Genomic DNA, 22,959 nt, shown 5'->3' on the forward strand with positions numbered 1-22,959 from the left:
CGCACAAACCTACACCACAGGTGTAATACGTCCATCCTTCAGTGAAAACAACTCACCACGCCACACCACCGTATCGCCGGCAAAGCTCCACGCCCAGAACCAAAGCCCGAAGAAGTCCCGCAGCGGCAGCAGCCACAGGTCGCGCAACACCTGCGCATCCCCCAACACCCCCACCCCGACCGACAGCGCCACCGCCACCCGCGCCAGCATCACGACACTCAACAAAGAAAAGCTCCACAGCGCAAAGCCGCTGGCGATGCACGTCATGATCGCCCAAGGCACAGCATACGTAATCCCCAACCCGACATAGCCCAGCTTCCGAGAATCGCGAGTCGACCGCGCCCAACGCAGTTGATGCTCCCTGAAGCCACGAAAGTGATACTCAGGAACGGTCGTCTCCACCACCTCGTTCGAAAGCTCCACCCGATACCCGGCCTCAGCGATTCGCGCCCCCATCTCATAGTCGTCAGCCAGGTACTCGGTCAGCGCCTCAAGCCCACCAGCCTTCGCGAGCGCAGTCTTGCTGGTTGCCATTGTAGAGCCGAGCCCAAACCGAATCCCACCCTCCAGCCTGCGCGCCGTCAAAACCCCCGGCAAAAAATCCGTCGAGATTCCCAGCGCTTCAAGCCGCGACCAAACCGTCATCGCCGCACCGCAGTCAGCCGTCCGTCCGATGTAGGGCGCGGTCACCATCCCCACCGTCGCATCGGCGAAACCCCGCATCACGCGCGTTAGATAACGCGGAGAGACGCGAATGTCGCTGTCATTGATCAGTACATGCTCGTACTTCGCCTCGCGCAGCATCTGCACCAGGTTGCTCACCTTGCCCGAGGTGCCCAACCGTTCGCGGCACTCCACCAGCCGAATCGCACACTCAGGAAACTCCGCCCGCAACCGCTCGATCTCACCAACCGCAGGGTCCTCCAGGCTGCTCACGCCAAAGACAATCTCGAAGTTGCCCGCATACTCCTGCTTGCAGTGGCTCACCAGCCCCGAATACATGCGCTGGTCAACCCCTTTCACCGGCTTCAGCACCGTCACATCGGGCGCAAACCCCGTACCTACCTGTCTCCGCCGCCAGTAGTGCGCGAAGTCCCGGCATCCCATCAAGGCCAACAAAAGATAAGCAAGTCCGGCAAGCGTCAACAGTGTTGTGATCTCTTCAATCGCGATGGCCATGCCTCTAGTCTACCGAACCGGCACGGCATCAACACTCGGCGTCAGGCACCGCAACTACTCGTACCGCAACGCCTCGATCGGATTCAGATTCGCCGCCTTCCACGCCGGATAGATGCCAAACAGCAGTCCGATCCCGCACGAGCAGCAGAAAGCCAGTGCGACCCACATCGCAGACAGCAGCGAAGGAAAGAACAGGTGCAACAGTAGCGCCAAAGCGCTCCCGATCACCACGCCGATGATGCCGCCAACAGCACACAGCGTCATCGCCTCCAGCGTGAACTGGGCGAGAATCACCTGCTTCGTCGCCCCAATCGCCTTGCGCACGCCAATCTCCCGCGTTCGCTCCGTCACACTCACCAGCATGATGTTCATCACGCCGACTCCGCCCACCAGCAGCGCTACGCTCGACAGCGCAAACAACAGCAGAAACAGCCCGCTCGTAATGTTGTTCCACAGACGAGTGAGCGAATCAGTCCCAAAGATCGCAAAGTTATCAGGAGCTTCGTTCTTCACCTTCCGCCGCCGACGCAGCAACTCCGTCAACTCGTCCTGCACCGCCGCCTTGTTCTTCTGGTCGTCGAACTTCAGGCTGATCCAGTAATCCAGTATCTCGGGATGAATCTTGTGAAATGTAGTCACGGGGAAGAACGCCTTGTTGTCCTCGGGGTTTTTGCCTCCGCCAAAAGCCTGTTTCTGCTTGTCCATCACGCCGACAACCGTAAACACCATGCCCGCGATGGTCACATCCTGGCCGAGAGGGCTCATCGTGCCAAACAGCGAGTCCGCCGTATCGTTACCCAGCACCACAACGTTCGCCGAACGCTCCACGTCGCCCTCGTTGAAGAAGCGGCCCTCCTTCATGTTCAGCTCGTACACATCCTTCACGCTCGCTGTGTCGCCCTCGAGCGTCGTCCCCTCCAGAATCTTCGTCCCATACTTCACCGCGACAGTGCCTTCCACGCCGGTCTTATCCCGATACTGCAACCCAGGCGTCACTGCCAGCACATGCGGCAGCTCTTTCATTGCCATCGCATCCTCGTAGGTCAACTGCTTCCGCGTCAGCATCTCGGTCGTCGGCCGCACCCCGATCACCGGAAACCGAAAGACCCAGATCACATTGGTGCCCAGCGACTCCACCAGGCCAGACACACTCGAGTTCAATCCGTTGATCACCGACGAAATCACGATCACCGTCATCACGCCAATCACAATCCCCAGAATGGTCAGCCCGCTGCGCAGCTTGTTCGACCGCAGCGTATCCAGCGCCATCGTTACTGTCTCTTTTGTATCGGCAATCTGCATCATCGGCCTCCTCGGCATCTGTTCCTGCCGTGCTCCTGCTTCAATCCGCTCTCAGCGCCACAATCGGGTCAAGTTGTGCTGCCTTCCTGGCCGGATACACACCGAAGAAGATGCCCGTACCGGTTGCCATCACCAGCCCCGCAAGCACGCTCCACACCGCAATCGTCGAAGGAAATCCCGCCAGAAGCGTAATCACCTGCGCCACCAGAATTCCCCCGATTACGCCGAAGACTCCCCCTACCAGCGCCATCGTGCCTGACTCGATCAGGAACTGCATCAGGATGTCCTTTGGACGCGCGCCGAGAGCCTTTCGTATACCGATCTCACGAGTCCGCTCCGTCACGCTCACCAGCATGATGTTCATAATCACGATGCCTCCCACGATCAGCGAGATCAGCGCCACCGCTCCAGCCACCGCTCCAAACGACTTTGTCACCGTGCTGAAAAAACCCACCAGCGTGTCGTTCATGTCCAGCTCAAACGAGTCATCCGTTCCCGGAGCATCATGCCGGCTCGATCGCACCAGCACCCTTACCTCATCCGCTGCTGTCTCCAACACCGGACCAGCCTCGCCCGCCTTCACATAGATGATCAGCGTCTTCGCTGTCCCATAGCTCTTTTGAAACGCAGGCAACGGCACTGCAACCCAGTTGTCCTGGCTCGCGCCAAAGGTGCTCCCCTGCTTCTCGCTGATTCCAATGACCGTATACGGTGTGCCGTCGACTCGCAGCTCCTGCCCAAGCGGATCGATCCCCTCGAAGAGGTGATCCTGAATGTCGGTTCCGATGATCGCCACATGCGAGGCGTGCTCTTCATCAGCCTCCGTAAAGCCTCGTCCCTGCATGATGTTCAGGTTCTGCAGCGCGGGCATCTGCCACGTATAGCCGCGAATACTGGTGTCCGTAGTGGACTGCGTTCCGCGAACGATCTTTCCCGTAACAGCCTGCTGCGCGCCGATGCCAGTGCAATGCTTGCAGTTGGCGGCCACATACTGGTAATCCGGTAAGAGGATGTTCTTCCGCTTCTGATACCGCTGATAGTCTTCCGGACTGGTGATGATCTGGGGCATCTTCGAAACAGTGAACACATCTGCGCCGTAGCTGGCGAACTTCGTGGTCACGTAGGTATTTGCGCCGTTGACGAGCGTGACCACAGCAATGACGCTGGCCACGCCGATAACGACGCCAAGCAGCGTCAGCACCGAGCGGAGCTTGTTCGCCCAGAGCGACTGCAGCGCAATCTTAACTGCTTCCTTGAACTCCATCGGTCAATCTACCTTGAAGATCCTATGTACCTTTGAATACGCTTGAGACTACCAGCCGAAGTCCTCCAAAGCGAGAACTGGCTTGCTATCTGATACGTAATTCGGGGCGGGATTGTTCGCCACCCCCAAAACAAGTGGTTCCGACGCAGGGCGCGTAAGCCTACGTAGGCTACTAGCATAACGACATCCGGAGCGAACCCGCATTCGCCGTTGTCCGGTCTCCTCCGCCACCCCCAAAGTTGGTGGCATCCTGAGCGAAGTTCTCCTCCCCCAAACCAAAAACCCGTCATCTCGACCGAAGCGACGGACAGTCTCACGGTCCGTCGCGCAGTGGAGAGACCTCCGCATTTGCCTTTGCTTCGCCGCGTGGATCAGTTTGATGTGAAGGACTCAACTTGCCGAAAAGCTGACTTTCGAGGAGATTGGCTCGAAGCTACCTGATGACGCCTGTGCTGCTGCTAGATGCATTTGCGTCGGAAGTAATTCTTTGCAACAGGTGCGAACATTGCCAGTATGACAAGGAGCGAGGTTATCGAAAAGACGATGGCCGCAAGTACTTCCGAGCTTTCTTCCCCGCTGTATTTAGATTTGATCCTCAAGTATCCGTCCCAGAATAGAAAGACTGAAAAACCTAACCCCAGCGCGCCGAACGCTATCGAAACCCAACGAGCCCAGCGATGGCCGAACGCTACACCGAGCGCAATCACCAAGAACATCAAGGCGAAAGCCGCAGACTTCAGACCTGAAGCGATCTGTGGCACCCGGTAGCGAGGATAAAAGCTCTCCCAACTCATCGCCAAGCACGCGAGTGCGAAATAGCTGTTAAAGATAACGGCATACCCTAGGCACAGGGCCTTTAGCGTCTTCGCCGCTAGAGTTTCGCGATTGATTTCAGCGTCCACGATCAAAGTCTAAACTCAGCTCCCTCAAACGGTGTTTTGAGAAACTCGATTTTGAAGTTGCCGAAAATGCGACTTTCAGGCAGTTCGATCAAAGTTATGGAGCTAGTGTCTTGGCATTGAGTTTGCCGATACGACCGTGGGGTCCGACGACGAAGGGGAGGGAGAGGGCGTTCCAGTTCTTGTCGGACTCGGGTTCGTCTTGAGCGGTGGGTTTGAGAGCGGTCCAATTGCGGCCATCGTCGCGGGAAATGTCGGTGCCATTGGGGCCTACGATGATCCAGGTTTTTGTGGTGGAGTCGTAGCCTACTGCGCTGCGGTAGCCGTGGGGCGGGTTCCGGGCGGTGGTTACATGGCTCGAAAACAAATCGAGAATGGAGGAGCGAAACCGTACAAAAGTGGCTGTACCTTCAGTGGCGGTCTGCTCTTTGTAATCGCCTCCGACAATCATCAGATCGGGGGAGAGTTCACCATGGGAATAACGCGCCGAGACGGAAAAGCCTCCTGAGCTGTCACCCGACTTGAAAGGCAGGCTGATTGTAGCGAACTTCCAGGTGGTTCCATTGTCAAGCGGGCTATGAGGCTCAGGAAGGAAAAGGTGCGATCCTCCCTTGCCCCCGTTACAAAGAGGAACGGTCCGTTCATTCCAGGCACTGCGAGCGTGCTGTTGCTCGCAGCGAATAGGGATTCGCCATTTGTCGCTTTTGCCGAGCGGTGGCCCATATTGGACGGCGGTGTGCCCCCTGACTCTTCCCAACGGTGCCAATTGGCACCGGAGTCATACGATTCGTAGATCACAAATACTCCACGAACAGGGTCTCCTACCAGAATTCCGTGATTCGGATATTTGCTCGTGGGTCTGAATCTGTTGCGCTGGTCGAACTGGATGGCGTCCCAGATGCCTTCTTTGTCGGGGTTGGTGAAGAGGAGCTTCCAGGTCTGGCAGCCGTCGATGGTTTTGTAGAGGCGGGATAGGTCGCCTTTGCCGGACGACATGACGATGGCGGTGTTTTCGTCGAAGGCCTGGATGCCGCGGAAGTCTAGTTTTTCGGCGTCGGGTGGTGTCGCACAGAGCTGCCAGTGGGCACCGTCGTCAGTGGTGCGGAGGACGGTGCCGGAAGAGCCTGAGGACCACGCGATTCCGTTGCCGAGGGCATGAATGCCGCGCAGACTGGCGGTGGTGGGGGCGGACTGGATTTCCCATTGGGCGTTGGCAAGGGATGTGGTCGCTAGAACGAACGCAGAGAGGAGGATCGGGCGGGGCATAAAGAGCAGTGTAACGAAGAGCTAAATAGAACATCCCGCAAAACGGGGTTATGAGAAACTTCGATCTTGAACTTGCCGCAAACCTGACTTTCAGGCCGTCAGTCAGCTTTGCACCAATAAACTGTGTCTTCTTCGACTTGCATACAGAGCGTTCCGCCCCTCCGTGCAAGGAGGTAGTCATTAGCTTCGGTTGCGCTGTCTAGCTCAAGTCCGGTATCAGTGATGTGATCAGTTAGCTTCCAATGCCCGAAGCTGATCAGCACGCCATGCGATCTAGTTTGAAAGGTGCCATCTTGCCTGACCTCAATGGTCCCTTCATCGGTAACAAAGGTTCCGACGACCTCTCTCTGCTTGACCGCACACCCGATAGAGGCTGTGATTAGCAGTAAAAGGGCGACCCACACCTTTGAAAACCGTCCGCTGATCATCATCGTCACCGCTCCTTCTTACACGATGCTAATCGCTGATCCTTGAAAACGGGGTTTTCGGCAGGTTCGCCGATTTCGGACGCTAAGCTCACCGACCACCCAAACCACCGGTGGGATACACTTGGAACTGCAGGCGGCTGGATGATCGCTGCCGCCCACTCCGCAAGGTGTTGGGCGGGGGAGGAAAGTCCGAACTCCGCAGGGCAGTGTGCCGGATAACGTCCGGGACGGATGGTTTAAGCCATCTGGACGGCAAGTGCAACAGAGAATGAACCGCCCCGGTCTGGTGATCTGCCTTGGTGATTTACCTCGGTAGATCCGAAAGCGGCCCGGGGTAAGGGTGAAAAGGTGCGGTAAGAGCGCACCGCGCGGGCAGTAATGACCGCGGCAGGGTAAACCCCACACGGAGCAAGACCAAATAGGCAGGGATCTTGCCGCTTCTCTCCAGGCGGCAGGAGCGTATCGGCCCGATGCGCTCAGGCGGGGGGATCCAGCTATTGAATTTTCAATGGTTTGGGAGCCGAAACTTGCGGGTAGGTTGCTAAAGCGCCGCAGTAATGCGTCGCGTAGAGGAATGATCGTCTAAAACAGAATTCGGCTTACGGGCCGTCTGCAAACCTATGGCCTCGAACCCGCAAAACGGCTTCGAGGCCATCTCGCTTTGCAAGCGAACGTCCTGCCGGACGAGCCTCCTGCGCGGAGGGCGGGCGTTCACACGCCTTTTTAGAGCTTCGCGCAATCCTCCCGTTGGTCGGAGCCATCTTCCTCGCAACCCACGGAAGCGCCACGCGAAGCGGTATACAAGTCACGAAGTGACCGCGCCACGCGCAGTGGGCCCGTCCGGCAGGACACCTAAAAATAAACTTGAAAGTCGTGGCGTATTTTTCAGCACTCCAGAAAAGGTGTTTTAATCACCATGTTCACCACGCAAACCACCACGTTTTGACCACCAAAACACCACGTTTGGACACCAATTTTTGCAAAAACCCCAGCAAAAACACCCCTCCACCACGCCAGAAAAAATCCGGCAACTAGACCAAAAAAATACCTAACGGATGGCCTGCATGGCAGCGCGGAAGAGGGTCTCGAAGTCGTTGGCAACTTCGGGTGTCTTGGTGATCGCAGTCTCAATAGCCTTCTGGGCGACAGGTCGCGCATAGCCGAGATTCACGAGCGCAGAGAGAGCATCGTCGCCGGCAGGGCCATGGTGAGCGCCTCCTCCTGAGGTGGGAATGGATACTGCGAGGTTGTCCAGTTTGTCCTTGAGTTCCAGCACGACGCGCTCAGCGGTCTTCTTGCCGATGCCTGGAATGCGAGTGAGGGTCGCGTGATCGCCAGAGCGAATCGCAGTGACCAGGCGGCTGGCGTCGATGCCGCTAAGCACCGTGATCGCCAGCTTGGGGCCGATGCCGCTGATGGTAAGAAGCTTCTCAAAGAGGCGTTTTTCCTGCGTTTCAGAGAAACCAAAGAGAGCGATCTGGTCTTCGCGGACGTGGGTGTGGATGTGAAGTGTTGCGTCGGTGCCTTCGCCCGGTAAGGCGGAGAAGGTAGCGACACTGATGGTGACGTCGTAGCCTACGCCGGCGCACTCGATGATGGCCTGGTTCGGGGTTTTGGAGAGGAGACGTCCGCGGAGATGGGCGATCATGCTTGGCTGATTGTAGCTTGTTCGGGTGTCCGTTTTTTTTCGTGGTGTGGTTTCGGATGAGGCGCTCGTTGTTTGCAATTGCGCTGACCGTTCCGATTGACGCTTGGGTGGCGCGACTTCTGTTGCTCGCGTGTTTGTAAAGGAACGGACAACTGCAACCGCGAAAGACAGGGATCCTTCGCTGTGCTCAGGATGACAACTTGTTTTTTGCGCTCAGGGATGACGGCCCTGTGAGGGTGTGATTCAACACCGAAGAGTGCATTTAGCATGATGGGTATGGGGACGAACTTGTTGCGACGCTTCGTGGTGTTCTATTTAGTGGCTCTGGGGCTACTCGCGATGTCTGCGTCGGCTGGGGCACAGCAGAAGGGCGAGCCGGGGAAGTTCGACTTTTATCTGATGAATCTTGCCTGGGGGCCCGAGTTCTGTTCTGTTCCAGGGGCGGGGACTGCTTGTAAGACGCCTCGTGGATTTGTGTTGCATGGCTTGTGGCCGCAGAACTACGACGGGTCTTATCCGGTGAATTGCGCGGAGCGTTCGGGACCACCGCAACCTGACATTAATTTAGATATCACTCCTGACCTTCCGCTGGTGAACCACGAATGGATCAAGCATGGGACATGCACGACGATGTCGCCGGAGGAGTTTTTCAGTCTTGAGCATCAGGCGTTTCATTCGGTGAGGATTCCGAAGAAGCTGCGTGAGCTGAAGCATGAGGAGCCGATGCGTCCGAAGGATGTTCTCGATCTGTTTGCGAAGGCGAACCCTTCGTTTCCGCAAAACAGCGTTGTTGTGAGCTGCGAGAAGGGACGTTTGACGGCTGTTGAGGTTTGTCTGGCGAAGGTTGGGCTGATGCCGATCTCTTGTCAGGGCATACACGGGTGCGATGCGCAGGCTATCCGTATTGTCCCTGTTACTTCAATGCAGTGACTTTAAAAACAAGTGTGAAGTACTGAATCGAACATTTTGCAACGGTCTCGATCTCGAAACTGCGACCAAACTTTATGCATTTATCAGGAGTTTGGGAAAGACACACATATTTCGCGGACTTGATTCCATCTGATATTCTCCACCTCGCCGACCTGGCTCTTCGTAAGCAAGATGATCTTTAGTTCTGGATCATCCTTCTGTAAGGCAGAAAAAATGTCAGACACATCACGGTATGTCAAACCATCATCTGCGGCGAGATATAGAACCTGTTCCTGGCGTGTGGCCATTACTTTGGCGATTTCTCTTCGGAGATCGTTCTCATCTGGCATGAAAGCTTCGTTTACGAAGCTGCTGTGATCAAGTCGATATCGGACAAAGATATCTCTTCCATCGCCTCGTTCCATATCTTCCTTGTATGTACATTGATGAGACAACAAAACCGGGATCCCACCAGAGTGGCTGTATTCATTCGTTAGGATGTTTGAAGCCATCATCAGCGACGCAAGCACAACAGCCGACCCGAGGAGATGTGCAGAATTCATGGCTTCATAGACACCGATAATGACAGTTTGGTTCCTTGACGCTCAGGCATAGTAACGCTGAACTGGTGCCCCGAAGGAAGAGTTGTACTGCGGGCGAGGTGTGTATGAGAAGATTCGCGTAGCAAGGGATTTGGACTAGCAGACAAGACTAAAGGCGATGGTGGGAGTTTGTGGCGTGACTGCCACTTTAAGTTGTTGGATGACGGGTTCAAGCGCATTGAAGGTGTTCTGGTCATGGTACGCATGCAGACACGTCGGGCCACTTTGAACAGCAGCAGAGTATCTCTGTCGATCATGCTGCTGATGGGTATTGCTTTGATGGGCCCGGGGAAGGTTCTGCACTCACAGACTTCTCCTGTTGTCAGTGGTTCGCCGTCATCGCCTGAGAACCGTGTGGGCGATTTACAGGATGACCTGGATAGTTGCCGGGTTCATCGAGTGACTAGTCTTCCGGGGAGTCATCAGTTTGCCAGCGATTTTATTGAAGCGATCGCTAGCGATCCCGACCCTAATGCGAAAGATCCTGACGTTATATGGGGGCTCACTGCGGATTTGAGCGGTGAGGTTCCGGCGAAGGATCGAGCGCTGTATATCTCGAAGTCGGTTGATAGTGGTGCGACGTGGACACAGGTTGCGCGGGTGGACTCGCGATACTTTGACGCGAAGATTGGTGAGGGGCTGCGTAACGGTTTCAGCGTGTCTCCTGGCGGAACTTACTTTGTGATCACGACGCAGCGTGGGGCGTTTCAGGTGTTTCCGCAGCCGGGCGCGGCGGAAACGGTGGTGAAGGCGATTGATGGGCCTCGCGTTCCTGATGAGGCTCCGAAGGTGCCGATAACGAAGAAGCCGGGTGAGCCGGTGAGGGCAAACGTTGTTGAGTTGACGGCTGACGGGCGGCGGCTGTTGATCGGGTATGGCTACTTCGATCGAGACCCGCAGCTTTTCAGCTACCATCAGGGTAAGGATGGCTCTTGGGTTGAAGATGGGCAGCTGCCGCAGCCTCCAACGGAGATGGATCTTCTGTCGATGGAGTTTGACAATCCTAAGAAGGCTGATCCGGCGTTTGTGTATGTGGGGACTGGGGATCAGGTGTATCTGCTGAATCTTCATTCGAAGAAGTGGAGCCGGATTGAGGGAGTGGGGCCGGACTCGGCGATTCATGGGATGAGTGTGGTGGGAGGGCTTCATTTGGCAGCGTGCTGGGGTGTTTACAACCCATCGGGGCCGGGCTCGGTGAGACGCGTGACGAATGCGAGATTTCTTATTCATCGCAGTACGGATGAGACGGGGTCGAATGTTCGGGCTTACACGGTTGAGGTGGACCCTTCGAGGCCGAATCGTGAGGTGATTACTGCGCTGACTGGCGTGTACGCGAGCGAGGACAGTGGAGTGACGTGGAGACGGTTGAATGATCTTCCCGAGGAGGAGTTTCGGTCGTCGCACTTCAGCTCGGATGGGACGATTCTTGTTTCGGGGATTGCAGGGACGTTTCTGGTTAATCCGTTTTCCGATGCCTGCTCGACGCATCTTCGGGTTCGGGATAAATAGTTTGTCTGCCGCTGTGAGCCTTACCTAGAGTGGGGTAGACCCGCGGCTGTAGTGGGAGATAAGCGCATCGGAGGTGTAAGAGGCCAGCCCTGAAGAGCTTGCTGTCCACCTTCAGGAGAGAGGTGGCTTGCATCCACATAGTAGGAGCTTTCGCCCTGGCGATAGAAGCACCTTTGGTCAACGGTGCACAGCTGTTTCCTTAGCTCCCAGTATGTTACGCCAGGGAACGAGAGAGCAGTCTCCATTACTATTTGTCGAACTTGCCGGGTCAACTCCGAATTGTCTTCAGGAGTATCACTCCCTGCGTCCACCGGCTGCTGAGCCGCGCCCAGAGAGTCAACTATCTTCCGTCGCACGGGAATCTGGCTGGTGCGAATACGCCAGGTAGGATCGATCAGAAAACGAGGGACATCGCCAAAGACGACGACCTGTTTGCCGGCGGACTGAAGCGATTCGATTGTCCTGCGCAAAGAGTTCGTCAATATACGAAGACTGAGTTGCTCATTCGCCGGGAAGACTGGTTTTTGACCATCTTCGACCAGCTGTTCGTTCTGTACCGCATCTAGGGCCGCTGACCAGGATGCCTCGATTGCGACGATCTTTACGTCAGGACTTCGTATCAGTCTCTGGAGCACCCCGTTGTTGAACGAGATGCAACCCTGGAGGTCGTTGGCCTGCGAAGGATCATAGCGAGCAGCTCCTAACTGTGGCGGGCACATGATCCTCGTGTACTCCTGCATGACATAGCCATGACGGGAGACCACATCTCTCAAAGCAGGAGACAGGGCGGCGGCATGACTGTCACCCCAAAGAGCAAGTTTGGGCACCGAGGATTGAGCGGCGCTGCAGAACTTCGTGATCCGAGGCTTGGTTTCGTCGCCATGAGCCAGGCATGGGTCTTGTTCAAATTTCAACTTGTCGACGTCCATTGCGTTCAGCATCGGATACCGTTGCTCCAGGCCGCCACTTTTATAGATAAGTCCACTCACGAGGAGCAACGCGGCGCTCACCATACAGTAACGGAGCAACAGTGTACCCGGGGCAGTTCGTGAGGCTCGGAAGGGCCTCTCAATGACGTAATAACTGAGCACCGCAAGAGCGAAAGCTCCAGTGACAGCACTCAATCCCCAACTCAGCGGCAACGGGCCTTCGTGCAAGATACGCAGGAGGGCCAGGATCGGCCAATGCCAGAGATACCAGGAGTAGGAAACACCACCGATAAACACCAGAGCACGCAGAGAAAGCAGACTGCGGTTGACCCAACTCCCTCTGGAGGCGATCAGCAATGCGGAGCCCGCCACAGAGGGTAGAGCTGCCGGCCCTGGAAATGGAGTGTCCGGTCCGAGAAAGTGGAATGGAACCAGGATCATGCCGAGTCCAATCCAGCCGGCCAGATTCGCTCTGGTTCCGCGCTCAGTCAACGGCAGTTTGCGAGCTCTCGACTCTACGATGGCCAAAGCAACACCCACTCCTAACTCCCAAGCTCTGGAGTGGAGCAGATAGAAGTTAGCGACAGGCTGCCGTGTGGATTCGATCCACGCAATAGCGAACGAGATGACGCTGACAAGGACGATGAGCTGTAGCGCCAGGCGACGACGGAGACGCGACAACAGTACCATCATCAGCGGGATCAATAGGTAGAACTGTTCTTCCACTGCGAGCGACCACGTCATCAGTAATGGATTCTGATTTGCGTCGGGGGTGAAGTATCCGAGTCTCCTCCAGAAGAGGAAATTGGAAGAGGAGAGTATCGTAGCGATGCTGTAGCTTGCGAGACGACGAAGTTCGAAGGGTGAAAACAAGACGAGCGAAACGAGCAGGAGCGCAATAAGGACGGCATAGAGCGCCGGAAGGATTCGTTTTGCCCGGCGGTAGTAGAAGGTTCGATAACTAAATGTTCCCCGCTCGAGTTCGGAATGGATATGTCCCCCGATCAGGTAGCCGGAGATAACAAAAAAAACATCGACTCCAGTGAACCCGCCCGGAATTCCAAGCACTCCTGCGTGAAAGAGAACGACAGAAAGGATAGCGATAGAGCGCAGCCCATCGATGTCGGAGCGGTAATCGCGCTCGCCTGTGTGCTTAATCGGGCCAATGGACTGTCCGCCCTCACTGTTGTTGATGCGAACCTCCTCTGCGACACCGAGTGGCCAAGATTCTATCAGTCCTTGAACTTCTCCTTATTGGAAGATGGGGTTCGAATCGATCGAAAATGTAACTGAGGTCGAGCGATCGCATTGCGTGTCAGAGGTTAGCCGCCCAGTCGGTTGTGTTGTACCAGTAGGTAAGCGGCGGCTGTCGAACCATTCGTCGGCAGAGTGCGCGGCGATCTATGAGTTCAAATAGTTGACGAGTCCAAGCCTCCACGGAGAACGGCGAAGGCCGCGGGACAGGTGCCAATGGCGCCAGCGACCGATGGTGACACACTTTTATTGAAGTCCTCCATTACCTTCAATCGCCGCCAGTTTTTGACTTGCGGTGATCGTAACATCGGTGATGTTGTAAGGCTGACTGAAGTTAGCCAGGATGACTCGGTCAAAATGAGTCTACAGATGCAGAAGAATTGCGGCTGTGAGACCATCTGCGAGGTAGGGAAAAGGCAGGGTTTTGTATGGCTGCGGGACGGATAAGAGTTACGGTGGGGGTTTGCGGGGGGATTGCGGCTTATAAGTCGGTGGAGCTGGTGCGGCTGCTGCAGGATGCCGGGTATGATCCGCATGTCGTGATGACCAAGGCGGCGGAGGAGTTTGTAAGGCCGCTGACGTTTGCAGCGATCTCAGGCCATAAGGTGATTACGACGCTTTGGGGGGAAGAGGCGGGGACGGGTTCGGAGGATGACGGCTCGGGCGAGCATAGCAGCGTGGAGCATATTCAGGCGGCGCAGTCGACGAAGCTGCTGATTGTGGCTCCGGCGACAGCGAATATGCTGGCGAAGTTTGCGCATGGGCTGGCGGATGATTTTTTGTCGACGATGTTTCTGGCGACGACGGCTCCCGTGATTGTTGCTCCGGCGATGAATGTGAATATGTGGGAGCATGCGGCGGTGCAGGCGAATGTAGCGACGCTGCGGGCGCGGGGCGTGAGGGTGATTGAGCCGGGGAGTGGGTATCTGGCGTGTGGGATGGTGGGGGGTGGGCGGTTGGCAGAGCCGGCTACGGTTGCGGCGGCGGTTGCGGCTGCGCTGGCGGAGGGCTTGGTTGCCGGTGGTGATTTGGCGGGGACGACTGTGTTGGTGACTGCCGGGGGGACCCGGGAGCCGGTTGATCCGGTGCGGTTCATTGGGAATCGGTCGAGCGGGCGGATGGGGTATGCGGTGGCGGAGGCGGCGAAGCGGCGGGGAGCGCGAGTGATTTTGGTTAGTGCGCCTACCGGGCTGGCTTGTCCTGTGGGTGTTGAGATGGTGCAAGTCGTGAGTGCGGACGAGATGCGCCGAGCGGTGATGGAGCGGCTGAAAGAGTCTACCGTTGTCGTGATGGCAGCGGCGGTGAGCGATTATCGGGTGAAGAGCGTGGCTGCGCAGAAGATTAAGCGGGAGGCGACGAAGGCTTTGACGCTGGAGCTTGAGGCGACCGAGGATATTTTGAGCGAAGTTGCGGCGGCGCGGGTGAAGGGGACGGTGGTCGTGGGGTTTGCGGCGGAGACCGAGGATGCGGTGGCGAACGGGCGCGGCAAGCTTGTAAGGAAGGGCGTGGATGCGGTGGTGGTGAATGATGTTTCGGCTGAGGGGATTGGGTTCGACTCGGCGGAGAATGCTGGGAGCTTTTTGACCAGGGATGGAGAGGTTGAGTTTCCGGTGATGAGCAAGGCCGCGATGGCGGACCGGATTCTGGATGAGGTGATTAAGCTGCGGGGTTGAGGTGGCGGGTGCTTTCTGTAGCTTCTGCAATGGTTTTGCGCCGCACAAATAGTGACTGCCGCTGCACTGCGGCGGCTTGAACTAGTAAACTAACGGTACATGAGTTTCCGCAAAGCAGTTCTCCTTCTTGCCGCCCTTGCCGTAGCCACGACCGTCTCCGCTCACGCGCAATTTGGCGTTTATGGGATGTTCACCGTCGACCGACTCAGCAATACTGCCTCTTCGCCAGTGCCGCTGCCACCTAATTCGACGGACCCGGTGTTTACTCGGTCCAATTCGGTTGATCCGCTTGGTGGCACTGGAGGTGTTTACTACAACTGCAAGAAAGCTGGGATCGTGACGCTGGGAGCAGACGTGCGCGGGAGCATTATGACCACCAAGCGTGGCGCTTACGAAAACTTCAACGGGCCAGGCGCTCGAATTTATTCGGTGCTGGGGGGTGTCCGCGCTGAATTCCATCCGCCGCTGAAGGTGCTGAAACCTTATGTTCAGGGCTCGGTCGGCCTGGGCCGCAGCGACTACGGTTTGTACTCGAACCAATCGCAGTCAGCGGCTCCCCTGCCAAACAAGATCTACAGCAACTTCGAGTACGAGGGGCTGGCCGGGCTTGATATCAAGCTGCTCCCGATCATGGACTACCGCGTGGTTGAGCTTGGATATGGCGGGCTTGATCCATTCGGCACGCTCAGCCATAACTATCCCATCAAGCAGGTCAGCATGGGCTTCGTCTTCCATCTTCCCTAGTTGCGTGATAGCCGTTGGTGGTTTCTCACGATGGCTTCGAATGAATTCGTACTGACAGTCCAGCGCACACGCGAGAGAATGCACCATGCGCGTAGCCCTCTTCGGTGGAAGCTTCGACCCTCCACATCACGGCCATATCGCCATTGCGACCGCTGCGGCAGATGCGTTTGAGCTGGATACCGTTCTCTTCGCACCGACAGGGCATCAGCCGCTGAAGCCCGACGGGGCTTTGGCTGAGTTCGGTGACCGCTTGGCTATGGTGGAGTTGGTTTGCGCCGAAGACCCGCGATTTGCGGCCTCGAAGGTGGATTCTCCCCGGCCTGACGGTATGCCGAACTACACAGTGGAGACTTTGACGTTGCTGAAGGAGACGATGCCCGAGGCGAAGCTCTTCAATTTGGTGGGGGCGGACAGTTTTCTGGATCTGCCGCGCTGGCGGCTGCCGGAGCGCCTACTTGAGCTTGCTGAGTGGATTGTCGTGAGCCGGCCGGGCTTTCCGATTGGAAGCCTGTCGGAGCTTGGACTCACTCCGAATCAGAGGGGGCGCATCCATCTGCTCCAGACGGTGCATGAAGATGTCGCTGCGACGAATCTACGTGAGCGCCTGGAGGCGGGCGATCCGTGTACCGATCTGCTGCCGGAGGCGGTCGCCTCTTATATCCAGAAACGCCAACTTTATTGCTAGATGCTGTCGACCTGAATCATATGTGGCCGAGGTCCAGCCGCTAGATACTCGTTCGATTTGTGAAACATTTGTTGGTCGTCGCAGTTCTTTTTGATGGCTCCGTCAACTTCTCTCTCCCGGACAACGTCATGTATACCGGCGAATATAACCGGACAGTTGCACCTAACGTAAATGGCAGAACTATCGACACTCCCGGCTCTTCCTACGTTTCGCGATCCGGCGGGCAGCGTCGAGGTGCGGGCCGACGGGGCGTATCGGAGCATTCATCCGCCGTTTGACGTCGAGATACTTGAATTTCTTGCACTGCCGTTCGCGTCGGAGCTGGTGACGCAGGGGCGGCTCGTCGCAAGTGAGGTCGTGTCATCCCCTTCTGCTGAGACGTTGGTGCTTCGGCATCCTCGCGTGTCGTTTCAGTCGTATCCATGGGAGTGGGCGCCGGGGCTGTGGCTGGCGGCGGCAGAGCTCACGCTGAATCTGTGCAGCGATCTTGTAGACCGGGGCTGGGTTTTGAAGGATGCGACACCGCTCAATGTGCTCTTTGAAGGCACACGGCCGATCTTCGTGGACGTGCTGTCAATTCAACGGGCGGAACCTCATCAACCGATCTGGCTTGCGTACGGCCAGTTCGTCCGTACGTTTCTGTTGCCCATGCTGGCGTATGCGCGGCTGGGATGGCCTCTACAGACTTCGCTGACTCGGCGCGATGGATATGAGCCGGAAGAGCTGTATCCGGTGCTTTCGTGGGCAGCGCGACTACGGCAGCCAGCGCTATCGGCGGTTACTCTGCCATCGGTGCTCGCTCGTACGAGGAAGATTCAGGCGACTGGAGTCGCCTCGCGATCGGTCAAGGATCCGGAGCTCGCGAAACTGATTCTTCTAAAGGCGCTGAAGACATTGCTGGCTCAGATGCATAAGGTAACTCCGACACATCGTGCGTCTACGTGGTCGAACTATGCGGAGACGGCCACTCACTATAGCGATGAAGACCATGCGAGGAAGCGGACTTTCGTCACCACAGCGCTGGTGAACGCAAAGCCTTGTCGCGTGCTCGATGTTGGGTGCAATACCGGTGTTTATTCGAACGTTGCGGCTGATGCGGGTGCGGAGGTGGTGTCGATCGATACCGATCTGCAGGCTGTCGATCGGCTTTGCGCGAGTTTGAATGGGAGCAGGAAAAAGATTCTCCCACTGTGCGTCGATCTGGCTCGTCCGACACCTGCCGCCGGGTGGGAGAACCGCGAGAATGCTTCGTTCCTCAGCCGCTGTGACGGGCACTTCGATACGGTGATGATGCTGGCTGTTTTGCACCACTTGCTGCTTCGAAACCAGATCCCGATGGATCGCATCGCCGCTCTGTGCAGCAGGCTGACGACACGGCATTTGATTCTCGAATGGGTGCCGCCAGCCGATCCGAAGTTTCAGGAGCTGCTGCGCGGGCGGGACACTATCTACGAGCACATCACTGAGGCAGCGTTCCGCGAGGCATTCGCCCAATATTTTGTTGTCCGCGATGAGTTGACGCTGGCGAATGGCCGGACCGTGCTTTACCTCTGGAAAATGTAAGACGATCGGGCAGGATTGTTGCGCCGGGCCTGTAAACACTGGCTTCTGAAGCCGTAACCCGCTACCATGGAGACTCCAAGGAGTCTCATGGCCTCAATTGAAAGCAACCAGCTGCTGCTAGCCGCTGCCGCCGCCTGCGAAGACAAAAAAGCTGAAGACATCCGCATTCTCGCGCTTGATCCGGCGGAGAGCGGACTTACGGATTACTTCCTGATCTGCAATGGCACGAACGAACGTCAGAACGTCGCAATCACGGATGAGATCGAGATCCGTCTCAAGCGCGATTTTGGGGTTTATCCCAACTCGGTCGAGGGCCGCCGCCAGGCTGAGTGGATCCTGATGGACTATGTTGATTTCATCGTTCATGTGTTCTCTGCCGAGAAACGTGCGTTCTATGGTCTTGAGCGTCTGCGTAAGTCGGCGACGACGATCAGCGTTGCTGACCTCGACGCCAAGGTGAGTCAGAAAATCGCCGAGACTCGTGCGAAGAGTTCCAAGATGGCCGCACCAGCAGTAAAGCCTACAACTGCGAAGAAGGCAACGCCCGGCAGAGCGGCCGCGAAGAAAGCTCCAGCAAAGAAAGCTCCAGCGAAAAAGAGTGCGGTGAAGAAGGTCTCCGCTGCGGCAAAGAATGCCCCGGTAAAGAAGCCAAGAAAGACTTCGGCAAAGAAGAGCAAGAAGTAGACGAGTGTCGTTTTGTCGATTGAACTCAAAATGAAAGGCCTATCATGACGGATAGGCCTTTCATTTCTGATGCGATGCCTCTGCTTCGGCCATGCCAGCCGAGACGAAGGGTTAGAAGATCACTTTTAGAGCGCCTTGAATCTGCCGTGCGCCGGTGGTTCCGTCGTTCTGACCGACTTCCGACTGAGAGACTCCGAAGGTCGCCGAGGAGATGCTCAAGGATGAAAGTGGAGGCGCAAGCATGTTTGGATGATTGAAGACGTTGTAGCTCTCAGCGCGGAAGACCAGCTTTACCTGCTCGTAGATGGTCTGAGTCTTCTGAAAGACTACGTCCGTGTCGACGAAGCCACTTCCATAGAATGCGTTGCGATGGATGGAGACGCTCTCTCCGTAGGGAGCGTTGGCAAAGGCAAGTGGGTTGGGTCCAACGATTTTGCCAGCCGCGACGATGGTGCCACGTCCCGACGGATAAGGAGCACCGATGAGCTGTGGACGATTGGTGAGACTGGTATGGAGGTTGTCGGCTGTCCCTCTGAGGTCGAAGGGAAGACCGGTCTGGATCTGTTGGATTCCAGAGAGCTGGATTCCGCTTAGGATTGCACCGGCAAAGCCGTGATTGAGGTGCGCAGAACCAGTTCCGATTGGCAGATTGTAGGTAGCCGCTACTGTACCTCGGTTACGAACATCGAAGTCGGAGTTGCCGTACTCTGGCCCGAGATCGGCGCTGTTGCGAGGAAGACCGGAGCCGCCAGCGCCCTGAACGAGCGGGTCGGAGCCGTTGTCGAGCGAGTGGGAGTAGGTATAGCTGCCCGTGAGATTCAGGCCGCCGAACTGACCCTGCACCCGAACCTGCAATGCGTTGTAGTTGCTGCTGACGATCGAGGTTTGGAAGAGTTCGTGGAAGAAGGCTGTGTTATTGACGGCAGGAGCGAACTGGGTGACGCCGTCCGCCAAGACACCTCCGAGGTAGAGAGCATTGAACGTGAGTGCGGATGCCGGAATACCGGATGCAATCGCGGCCTGGACAAGGTTCTGTTGCGGCGGGGCACCGTCAATCTCACGAAGTCCATGGAGACCGTGGTTGCCAACGTAGTTGACTTCGAGGGTCGCCCTGGGGCTGATCTGCCGCTGAATGCCGATGTTGTAGCTGTAGGTGGTGGGCATCTTGAGGTTAGGGTCGATCACGACAGGCTCGTTGTAGTCGCCGTCGGTGATGTTGGCCGAGGGGGTTAGATTGCCAGGGGCAGGATAGTTGGTGAGGGTAGGGCTGCCAGTGGGATTGTCGGGATCGAAAGGAAAGTCGTTGAAGGTCGCCTGGAAGGGTGGATTGGATTTGGCGTTTCCGAAGATGTTGTCGAAGACGCGGTCGTGGAAGACGCCGAAGCCACCGCGAATGGCGGTTTTACCGTCGCCATTCACGTCGTAGGAGAAGCCCACCCGAGGTTCAAAGAGCTTCCAGCTGTCCGCGTAGAGCTGACGTCCGGTGCCTGGACCGACGGTTGTGAAGGAGAAGAAGCCGGCCGCAGGTAGCGGAGCAGAGGCGTCGCCGTAGAAGTTGGCGAAGTTTCCGCTCGCTTCATAGGGCACGCCGTTGAAGGCGTATCGCAGGCCGAGGATGGCGGTGAAGCGAGGGCCAACCTTCCAGGTGTCCTGGCCGAAGATGGCCCATTCGTGCTGGACGAAGTGGGTGAGATCGCTGGCCCGGCGAGTGCCATTAGCGGTAAAGAACTGGTTTTCGAAGGCATTTGCAACGGAGCCCTGCGCGCCCCAGATGAGGTCTTGAAAGGAGAGAACGCTTGGTGAGTTGGGGTCGCCGGCAAATTTGTAAGCTGAAGCGCCGTAGTTGCTGAAGTTGTTGAGCGAAATAAGATCGCGTGAAGAAAAGTTGTCGAAGTTGCCGTCTTTGACGCTGCGGTACTCGCCACCGACTTTGATGGAGTGTGCGCCCTTGGTGATTGAGTAGGTGTCGGCGAAGAACAGGGTCGAGCTGAGGCGAGCCTGGGCGTTGCTGTCGCCGAGGTCGTAGCAGCCGAATGAGTTGCCATTGTAGAAGTAGGGCACTGCGACGTCTCGGCCGTTGCCGAAGCTGTCGGTGCCGAGGAGAGCGTCGAAGGGGGCGTGGTTGCAGAAGAAGCCTGCGTTGTTCTGGTTGTAGCCAGCCTTGAAGAGGTTGGTGGTGTTCGCTGTGAGAGCAGAGGCTATCGAGATAACACCGTTATGATTGGTCCCGATGACTGCGGTGTTGCCGTATCCAGGGATGACCTCATCGTGGAAGGGGTCGCTTTCGTTGGAGTGACCGTAGATGTAGCGGACGGTGAGTTGATGTTTGTCGGTGAGTTTTTGATCGAAGCGGCCGGTGAGCGTGTAGGAGTTAAACGCGTCGGGCGATCCGAAGAAATAGGTTGTGCTGACGCCGTCGCCGTTATCTGCCTGGCCGACTGGCGTTACGCCGAAGATTTGAGCGATCGTGGGATTCTGCGATAGACCGGAGAGATTGTTGGGATTGGCGGGGTTGGTCAGGTCGACTGGCGTCTGGCTGCCGTCCGTGGGATCAATGTAAGTGAACACGCCGGATCTGAATGCGGCGTTCGGCGTGGTCGTGGACGCGGTGCGGGTGGTGCGGAAGCGTTGAACTTCGCCGTTGAGGAAGAAGAAGGTGTGATCCTTCCAGATTGGTCCGCCGACCGAGGCGCCGAAGTCGTTGCGGACGTAGGGGTCTTGCGGTCCGTTCGCCTTGGTGTTGAAGAAGTCACGTGCGCCGAGTGCGTTGTAGCGGCCAAACTCGTAGGCATCGCCATGGAATTGATTGGATCCGCTGCGAGTGACGACATCGATGATGGCGCCAGTGTTGCGACCGTACTCGGCGTCAAAGTTGTTGGTGATGACGCGGAACTCCTGCGCCGAATCCGGATTCACTGTTGAGATGCCGCCGAGCCCGCCGGGGACCGATGTGTCGTTATTGTCCGCGCCGTCGAGCATGAAGTTGTTGTTTCGGTCACGCTGGCCGTTGACGGAGACGCCGCCATCGTTGTTCGTCGCAGAGACGGCGCCTGGTGAGAGGAGCACCAACTGATAGGGATCGCGCAGGATCAGAGGGAGGGCGTTGATCTGTTTGGAGTCGATGACGGTCGAAAGCTGGAAGCTGTCGGTTTCGATCGTGCCGGAGGTGTTGTCCTGCACATCGACGGAGGTGGCCGCGCCGAGAACCGACAACTTGAAGTTAACCGGGAGGACGGCCGCGACGTTCAGAACGACATTCTTTCGAGTCTCCGTCTGAAAGCCATTTGCAGACGCGGAGACGTCATACACAGCTGGCGGCAAAGTGGCAAGGGTGTAGACGCCAGCCGAGGTGGTTGCTACGGTACGAGTGATTCCGGTGGATGATGAGGTTGCCGTCACCTTCGCATCGACCACGGCTGCACCGGTGGGATCAAGGACCTGGCCAGTTATGTTGCCCGTCTGCGCGACGCCCGCGCCAACCAAGACACCAAATGCCAAAACAACACTCGCAACTAGTTTTAAACGCATGAGTCACTCCTGGGTCGGGTAGCTAAGCGCCGACCCGCATTGAAATTAAGCAATTGGCGTGCCAAAAAAAACCATAAACTCAGATCTGATCTCTTGGCTTGATTTCGGACAGGTCTCGACGATTGGCCTGTGAGAGGACCTGCGATTTCGATCTCATCGCCCATCTTTACGATAACCACTTACTCCCTAACGATGAACCGCAAGCTGGTCTAAATCAATAGCCATTGCGGTTCATTTCGGCATAGCCATTTTTTGTGACGAGAGGTCGGATATTTGTGACGAAGACGAACCAGATGAGGTGAAGTGTTCTTCCATTGCCACCCCGCCTAGAAGATGTAACCCCAAGCCTACGTTAACTTGTAGGACGCGCTGTGAGGAACCGTAGCGATGTCATTTTATTGTCAATGTCCCTATTTGCTATCGAGGAAGAGCACACTGGAAATATGAGGTTGGCACTTACGGCTATCGCGCCGCGACGATCGAAGGATGAGGCTACGGAACGGCTGTTGGCCGAGTATGTCGAACGTGCGGGGCGATATATGCCGTGCGAGTCACAGGTGTTTGGATTAGAGGCGACGCTGCTTGAATGGCTTGACCGGCAGGCTGGTAGATCGCCAGCGTATGCGATTCTGCTCGATAGCCGTGGCCAGCAGCTCTCTTCGGAGGAGATAGCAGCCTTGGTGGGACGTCTCCGGGACGAAAGCACCCAAAGGCTCGTCTTCGCGATTGGCCCTGCAGATGGGTGGTCTAAAGGAGCTCGTCAACGTGCCAATCTTATGCTGTCGTTGGGCCGTATTACCCTGCCGCATCAGTTGGCTCGTGTTGTCCTGGCCGAACAGGTGTACCGCGCGCTGACCATTCTGGCTGGTCATCCCTACCATTCTGGTCATTGA

General features: G+C 56.8%; 19 protein-coding genes and 1 other RNA gene. 9 read left to right on the top strand and 11 right to left on the bottom strand.

Annotated features, from left to right (window positions below; all coding sequences use genetic code 11):
* Nucleotides 1-9: 9 nt before the first annotated feature.
* From hpnI to RBB82_RS10015, 6 genes are all read right to left on the bottom strand, one after another.
* The gene (hpnI, locus tag RBB82_RS09990) at nucleotides 10-1,179 is read right to left on the bottom strand and encodes a bacteriohopanetetrol glucosamine biosynthesis glycosyltransferase HpnI (protein WP_433974980.1); all 1,170 of its coding nucleotides are present in this window, start codon (nucleotides 1,177-1,179) and stop codon (nucleotides 10-12) included.
* 54 nt (nucleotides 1,180-1,233) lie between these two features.
* Nucleotides 1,234-2,481 carry an ABC transporter permease gene (locus tag RBB82_RS09995; RefSeq protein ID WP_433975360.1) on the bottom strand — a complete coding sequence of 416 codons (1,248 nt, stop codon included), beginning with the start codon at nucleotides 2,479-2,481 and terminating at the stop codon, nucleotides 1,234-1,236.
* Nucleotides 2,482-2,521: 40 nt separating this feature from the next.
* Nucleotides 2,522-3,745: an ABC transporter permease gene (locus tag RBB82_RS10000; protein WP_433974981.1), complete on the bottom strand. Its 1,224-nt coding sequence runs from the start codon at nucleotides 3,743-3,745 to the stop codon at nucleotides 2,522-2,524.
* Between the two features lie 458 nt (nucleotides 3,746-4,203).
* Nucleotides 4,204-4,653, bottom strand: coding sequence for a hypothetical protein (locus RBB82_RS10005; RefSeq protein ID WP_433974982.1), 450 nt, complete (start codon nucleotides 4,651-4,653; stop codon nucleotides 4,204-4,206).
* Nucleotides 4,654-4,741: 88 nt separating this feature from the next.
* Entirely contained in the window at nucleotides 4,742-5,095 is a 354-nt protein-coding gene (locus tag RBB82_RS10010; RefSeq protein WP_433974983.1) for a hypothetical protein, read from the bottom strand.
* The gene (locus RBB82_RS10015) at nucleotides 5,095-5,910 is read right to left on the bottom strand and encodes a WD40/YVTN/BNR-like repeat-containing protein (RefSeq protein ID WP_433974984.1); all 816 of its coding nucleotides are present in this window, start codon (nucleotides 5,908-5,910) and stop codon (nucleotides 5,095-5,097) included. The genes RBB82_RS10010 and RBB82_RS10015 overlap by 1 nt, the downstream gene beginning before the upstream one ends.
* Before the next feature lie 557 nt (nucleotides 5,911-6,467).
* Between RBB82_RS10015 and rnpB the strand changes: the two genes are divergently transcribed.
* An RNA gene (rnpB, locus tag RBB82_RS10020) (RNase P RNA component class A) lies at nucleotides 6,468-6,956 on the top strand.
* A 430-nt stretch (nucleotides 6,957-7,386) separates the two neighbouring features.
* Here rnpB and ruvA read toward each other — a convergent pair.
* Nucleotides 7,387-7,986 (bottom strand): Holliday junction branch migration protein RuvA, encoded by a 600-nt coding sequence (gene ruvA / locus RBB82_RS10025; RefSeq protein ID WP_433974985.1) that lies wholly within the window; start codon nucleotides 7,984-7,986, stop codon nucleotides 7,387-7,389.
* A gap of 276 nt (nucleotides 7,987-8,262) precedes the next feature.
* Here ruvA and RBB82_RS10030 point away from each other — a divergent pair, with 276 nt between their 5' ends.
* Complete coding sequence (locus RBB82_RS10030) at nucleotides 8,263-8,916, top strand: ribonuclease T2 family protein (protein WP_433974986.1); 654 nt, start codon at nucleotides 8,263-8,265, stop codon at nucleotides 8,914-8,916.
* An 83-nt stretch (nucleotides 8,917-8,999) separates the two neighbouring features.
* Here the strand turns inward: RBB82_RS10030 and RBB82_RS10035 are convergent, their stop codons facing one another.
* Entirely contained in the window at nucleotides 9,000-9,458 is a 459-nt protein-coding gene (locus RBB82_RS10035) for a hypothetical protein (protein WP_433974987.1), read from the bottom strand.
* Nucleotides 9,459-9,593: 135 nt separating this feature from the next.
* Nucleotides 9,594-9,800: a hypothetical protein gene (locus RBB82_RS10040; RefSeq protein WP_433974988.1), complete on the bottom strand. Its 207-nt coding sequence runs from the start codon at nucleotides 9,798-9,800 to the stop codon at nucleotides 9,594-9,596.
* 51 nt (nucleotides 9,801-9,851) lie between these two features.
* On the opposite strand from RBB82_RS10040, the gene RBB82_RS10045 reads away from it, so the two are divergent.
* Nucleotides 9,852-11,006, top strand: a complete 1,155-nt coding sequence (locus RBB82_RS10045; RefSeq protein ID WP_433974989.1) for a WD40/YVTN/BNR-like repeat-containing protein — start codon at nucleotides 9,852-9,854, stop codon at nucleotides 11,004-11,006.
* A gap of 20 nt (nucleotides 11,007-11,026) precedes the next feature.
* On the opposite strand, the gene RBB82_RS10050 is transcribed toward RBB82_RS10045, so the two are convergent.
* Nucleotides 11,027-13,171 (bottom strand): acyltransferase family protein, encoded by a 2,145-nt coding sequence (locus tag RBB82_RS10050; RefSeq protein WP_433975361.1) that lies wholly within the window; start codon nucleotides 13,169-13,171, stop codon nucleotides 11,027-11,029.
* Between the two features lie 446 nt (nucleotides 13,172-13,617).
* Between RBB82_RS10050 and coaBC the strand changes: the two genes are divergently transcribed.
* The 5 genes from coaBC to rsfS all read left to right on the top strand — a co-directional run bounded on the left by coaBC (nucleotide 13,618) and on the right by rsfS (nucleotide 18,538).
* Nucleotides 13,618-14,862 carry a bifunctional phosphopantothenoylcysteine decarboxylase/phosphopantothenate--cysteine ligase CoaBC gene (coaBC, locus tag RBB82_RS10055; RefSeq protein WP_433974990.1) on the top strand — a complete coding sequence of 415 codons (1,245 nt, stop codon included), beginning with the start codon at nucleotides 13,618-13,620 and terminating at the stop codon, nucleotides 14,860-14,862.
* A 99-nt stretch (nucleotides 14,863-14,961) separates the two neighbouring features.
* Nucleotides 14,962-15,606: a hypothetical protein gene (locus RBB82_RS10060; protein ID WP_433974991.1), complete on the top strand. Its 645-nt coding sequence runs from the start codon at nucleotides 14,962-14,964 to the stop codon at nucleotides 15,604-15,606.
* Nucleotides 15,607-15,691: 85 nt separating this feature from the next.
* A complete protein-coding gene (gene nadD / locus RBB82_RS10065) occupies nucleotides 15,692-16,291 on the top strand; it encodes a nicotinate-nucleotide adenylyltransferase (RefSeq protein ID WP_433974992.1) in 600 nt (199 codons plus the stop codon).
* A 171-nt stretch (nucleotides 16,292-16,462) separates the two neighbouring features.
* Entirely contained in the window at nucleotides 16,463-17,854 is a 1,392-nt protein-coding gene (locus tag RBB82_RS10070; protein ID WP_433974993.1) for a class I SAM-dependent methyltransferase, read from the top strand.
* An 87-nt stretch (nucleotides 17,855-17,941) separates the two neighbouring features.
* Complete coding sequence (gene rsfS / locus RBB82_RS10075; protein WP_433974994.1) at nucleotides 17,942-18,538, top strand: ribosome silencing factor; 597 nt, start codon at nucleotides 17,942-17,944, stop codon at nucleotides 18,536-18,538.
* Between the two features lie 111 nt (nucleotides 18,539-18,649).
* Here rsfS and RBB82_RS10080 read toward each other — a convergent pair whose 3' ends face one another.
* On the bottom strand, nucleotides 18,650-22,066 hold the full coding sequence (locus tag RBB82_RS10080) for a carboxypeptidase regulatory-like domain-containing protein (protein WP_433974995.1): 3,417 nt from the start codon (nucleotides 22,064-22,066) through the stop codon (nucleotides 18,650-18,652).
* A 443-nt stretch (nucleotides 22,067-22,509) separates the two neighbouring features.
* Between RBB82_RS10080 and RBB82_RS10085 the strand changes: the two genes are divergently transcribed.
* A complete protein-coding gene (locus RBB82_RS10085) occupies nucleotides 22,510-22,959 on the top strand; it encodes a 23S rRNA (pseudouridine(1915)-N(3))-methyltransferase RlmH (protein ID WP_433974996.1) in 450 nt (149 codons plus the stop codon).

The organism is Tunturiibacter lichenicola (assembly GCF_051013355.1).
Classification (GTDB): Bacteria; Acidobacteriota; Terriglobia; order Terriglobales; family Acidobacteriaceae; genus Edaphobacter; species Edaphobacter lichenicola_F.

Excerpts from the sequence above, each read along its gene's own strand:
- hpnI (WP_433974980.1), bottom strand. The coding sequence starts at position 1,179 with ATGGCCATCGCGATTGAAGAGATCACAACACTGTTGACGCTTGCCGGA.
- RBB82_RS09995 (WP_433975360.1), bottom strand. The coding sequence starts at position 2,481 with ATGCAGATTGCCGATACAAAAGAGACAGTAACGATGGCGCTGGATACG.
- RBB82_RS10000 (WP_433974981.1), bottom strand. The coding sequence starts at position 3,745 with ATGGAGTTCAAGGAAGCAGTTAAGATTGCGCTGCAGTCGCTCTGGGCG.
- RBB82_RS10010 (WP_433974983.1), bottom strand. The coding sequence starts at position 5,095 with ATGATTGTCGGAGGCGATTACAAAGAGCAGACCGCCACTGAAGGTACA.
- RBB82_RS10015 (WP_433974984.1), bottom strand. The coding sequence starts at position 5,910 with ATGCCCCGCCCGATCCTCCTCTCTGCGTTCGTTCTAGCGACCACATCC.
- ruvA (WP_433974985.1), bottom strand. The coding sequence starts at position 7,986 with ATGATCGCCCATCTCCGCGGACGTCTCCTCTCCAAAACCCCGAACCAG.
- RBB82_RS10030 (WP_433974986.1), top strand. The coding sequence starts at position 8,263 with ATGGGGACGAACTTGTTGCGACGCTTCGTGGTGTTCTATTTAGTGGCT.
- RBB82_RS10035 (WP_433974987.1), bottom strand. The coding sequence starts at position 9,458 with ATGAATTCTGCACATCTCCTCGGGTCGGCTGTTGTGCTTGCGTCGCTG.
- coaBC (WP_433974990.1), top strand. The coding sequence starts at position 13,618 with ATGGCTGCGGGACGGATAAGAGTTACGGTGGGGGTTTGCGGGGGGATT.
- RBB82_RS10060 (WP_433974991.1), top strand. The coding sequence starts at position 14,962 with ATGAGTTTCCGCAAAGCAGTTCTCCTTCTTGCCGCCCTTGCCGTAGCC.
- nadD (WP_433974992.1), top strand. The coding sequence starts at position 15,692 with ATGCGCGTAGCCCTCTTCGGTGGAAGCTTCGACCCTCCACATCACGGC.
- RBB82_RS10070 (WP_433974993.1), top strand. The coding sequence starts at position 16,463 with ATGGCAGAACTATCGACACTCCCGGCTCTTCCTACGTTTCGCGATCCG.
- rsfS (WP_433974994.1), top strand. The coding sequence starts at position 17,942 with ATGGCCTCAATTGAAAGCAACCAGCTGCTGCTAGCCGCTGCCGCCGCC.
- RBB82_RS10080 (WP_433974995.1), bottom strand. The coding sequence starts at position 22,066 with ATGCGTTTAAAACTAGTTGCGAGTGTTGTTTTGGCATTTGGTGTCTTG.
- RBB82_RS10085 (WP_433974996.1), top strand. The coding sequence starts at position 22,510 with ATGAGGTTGGCACTTACGGCTATCGCGCCGCGACGATCGAAGGATGAG.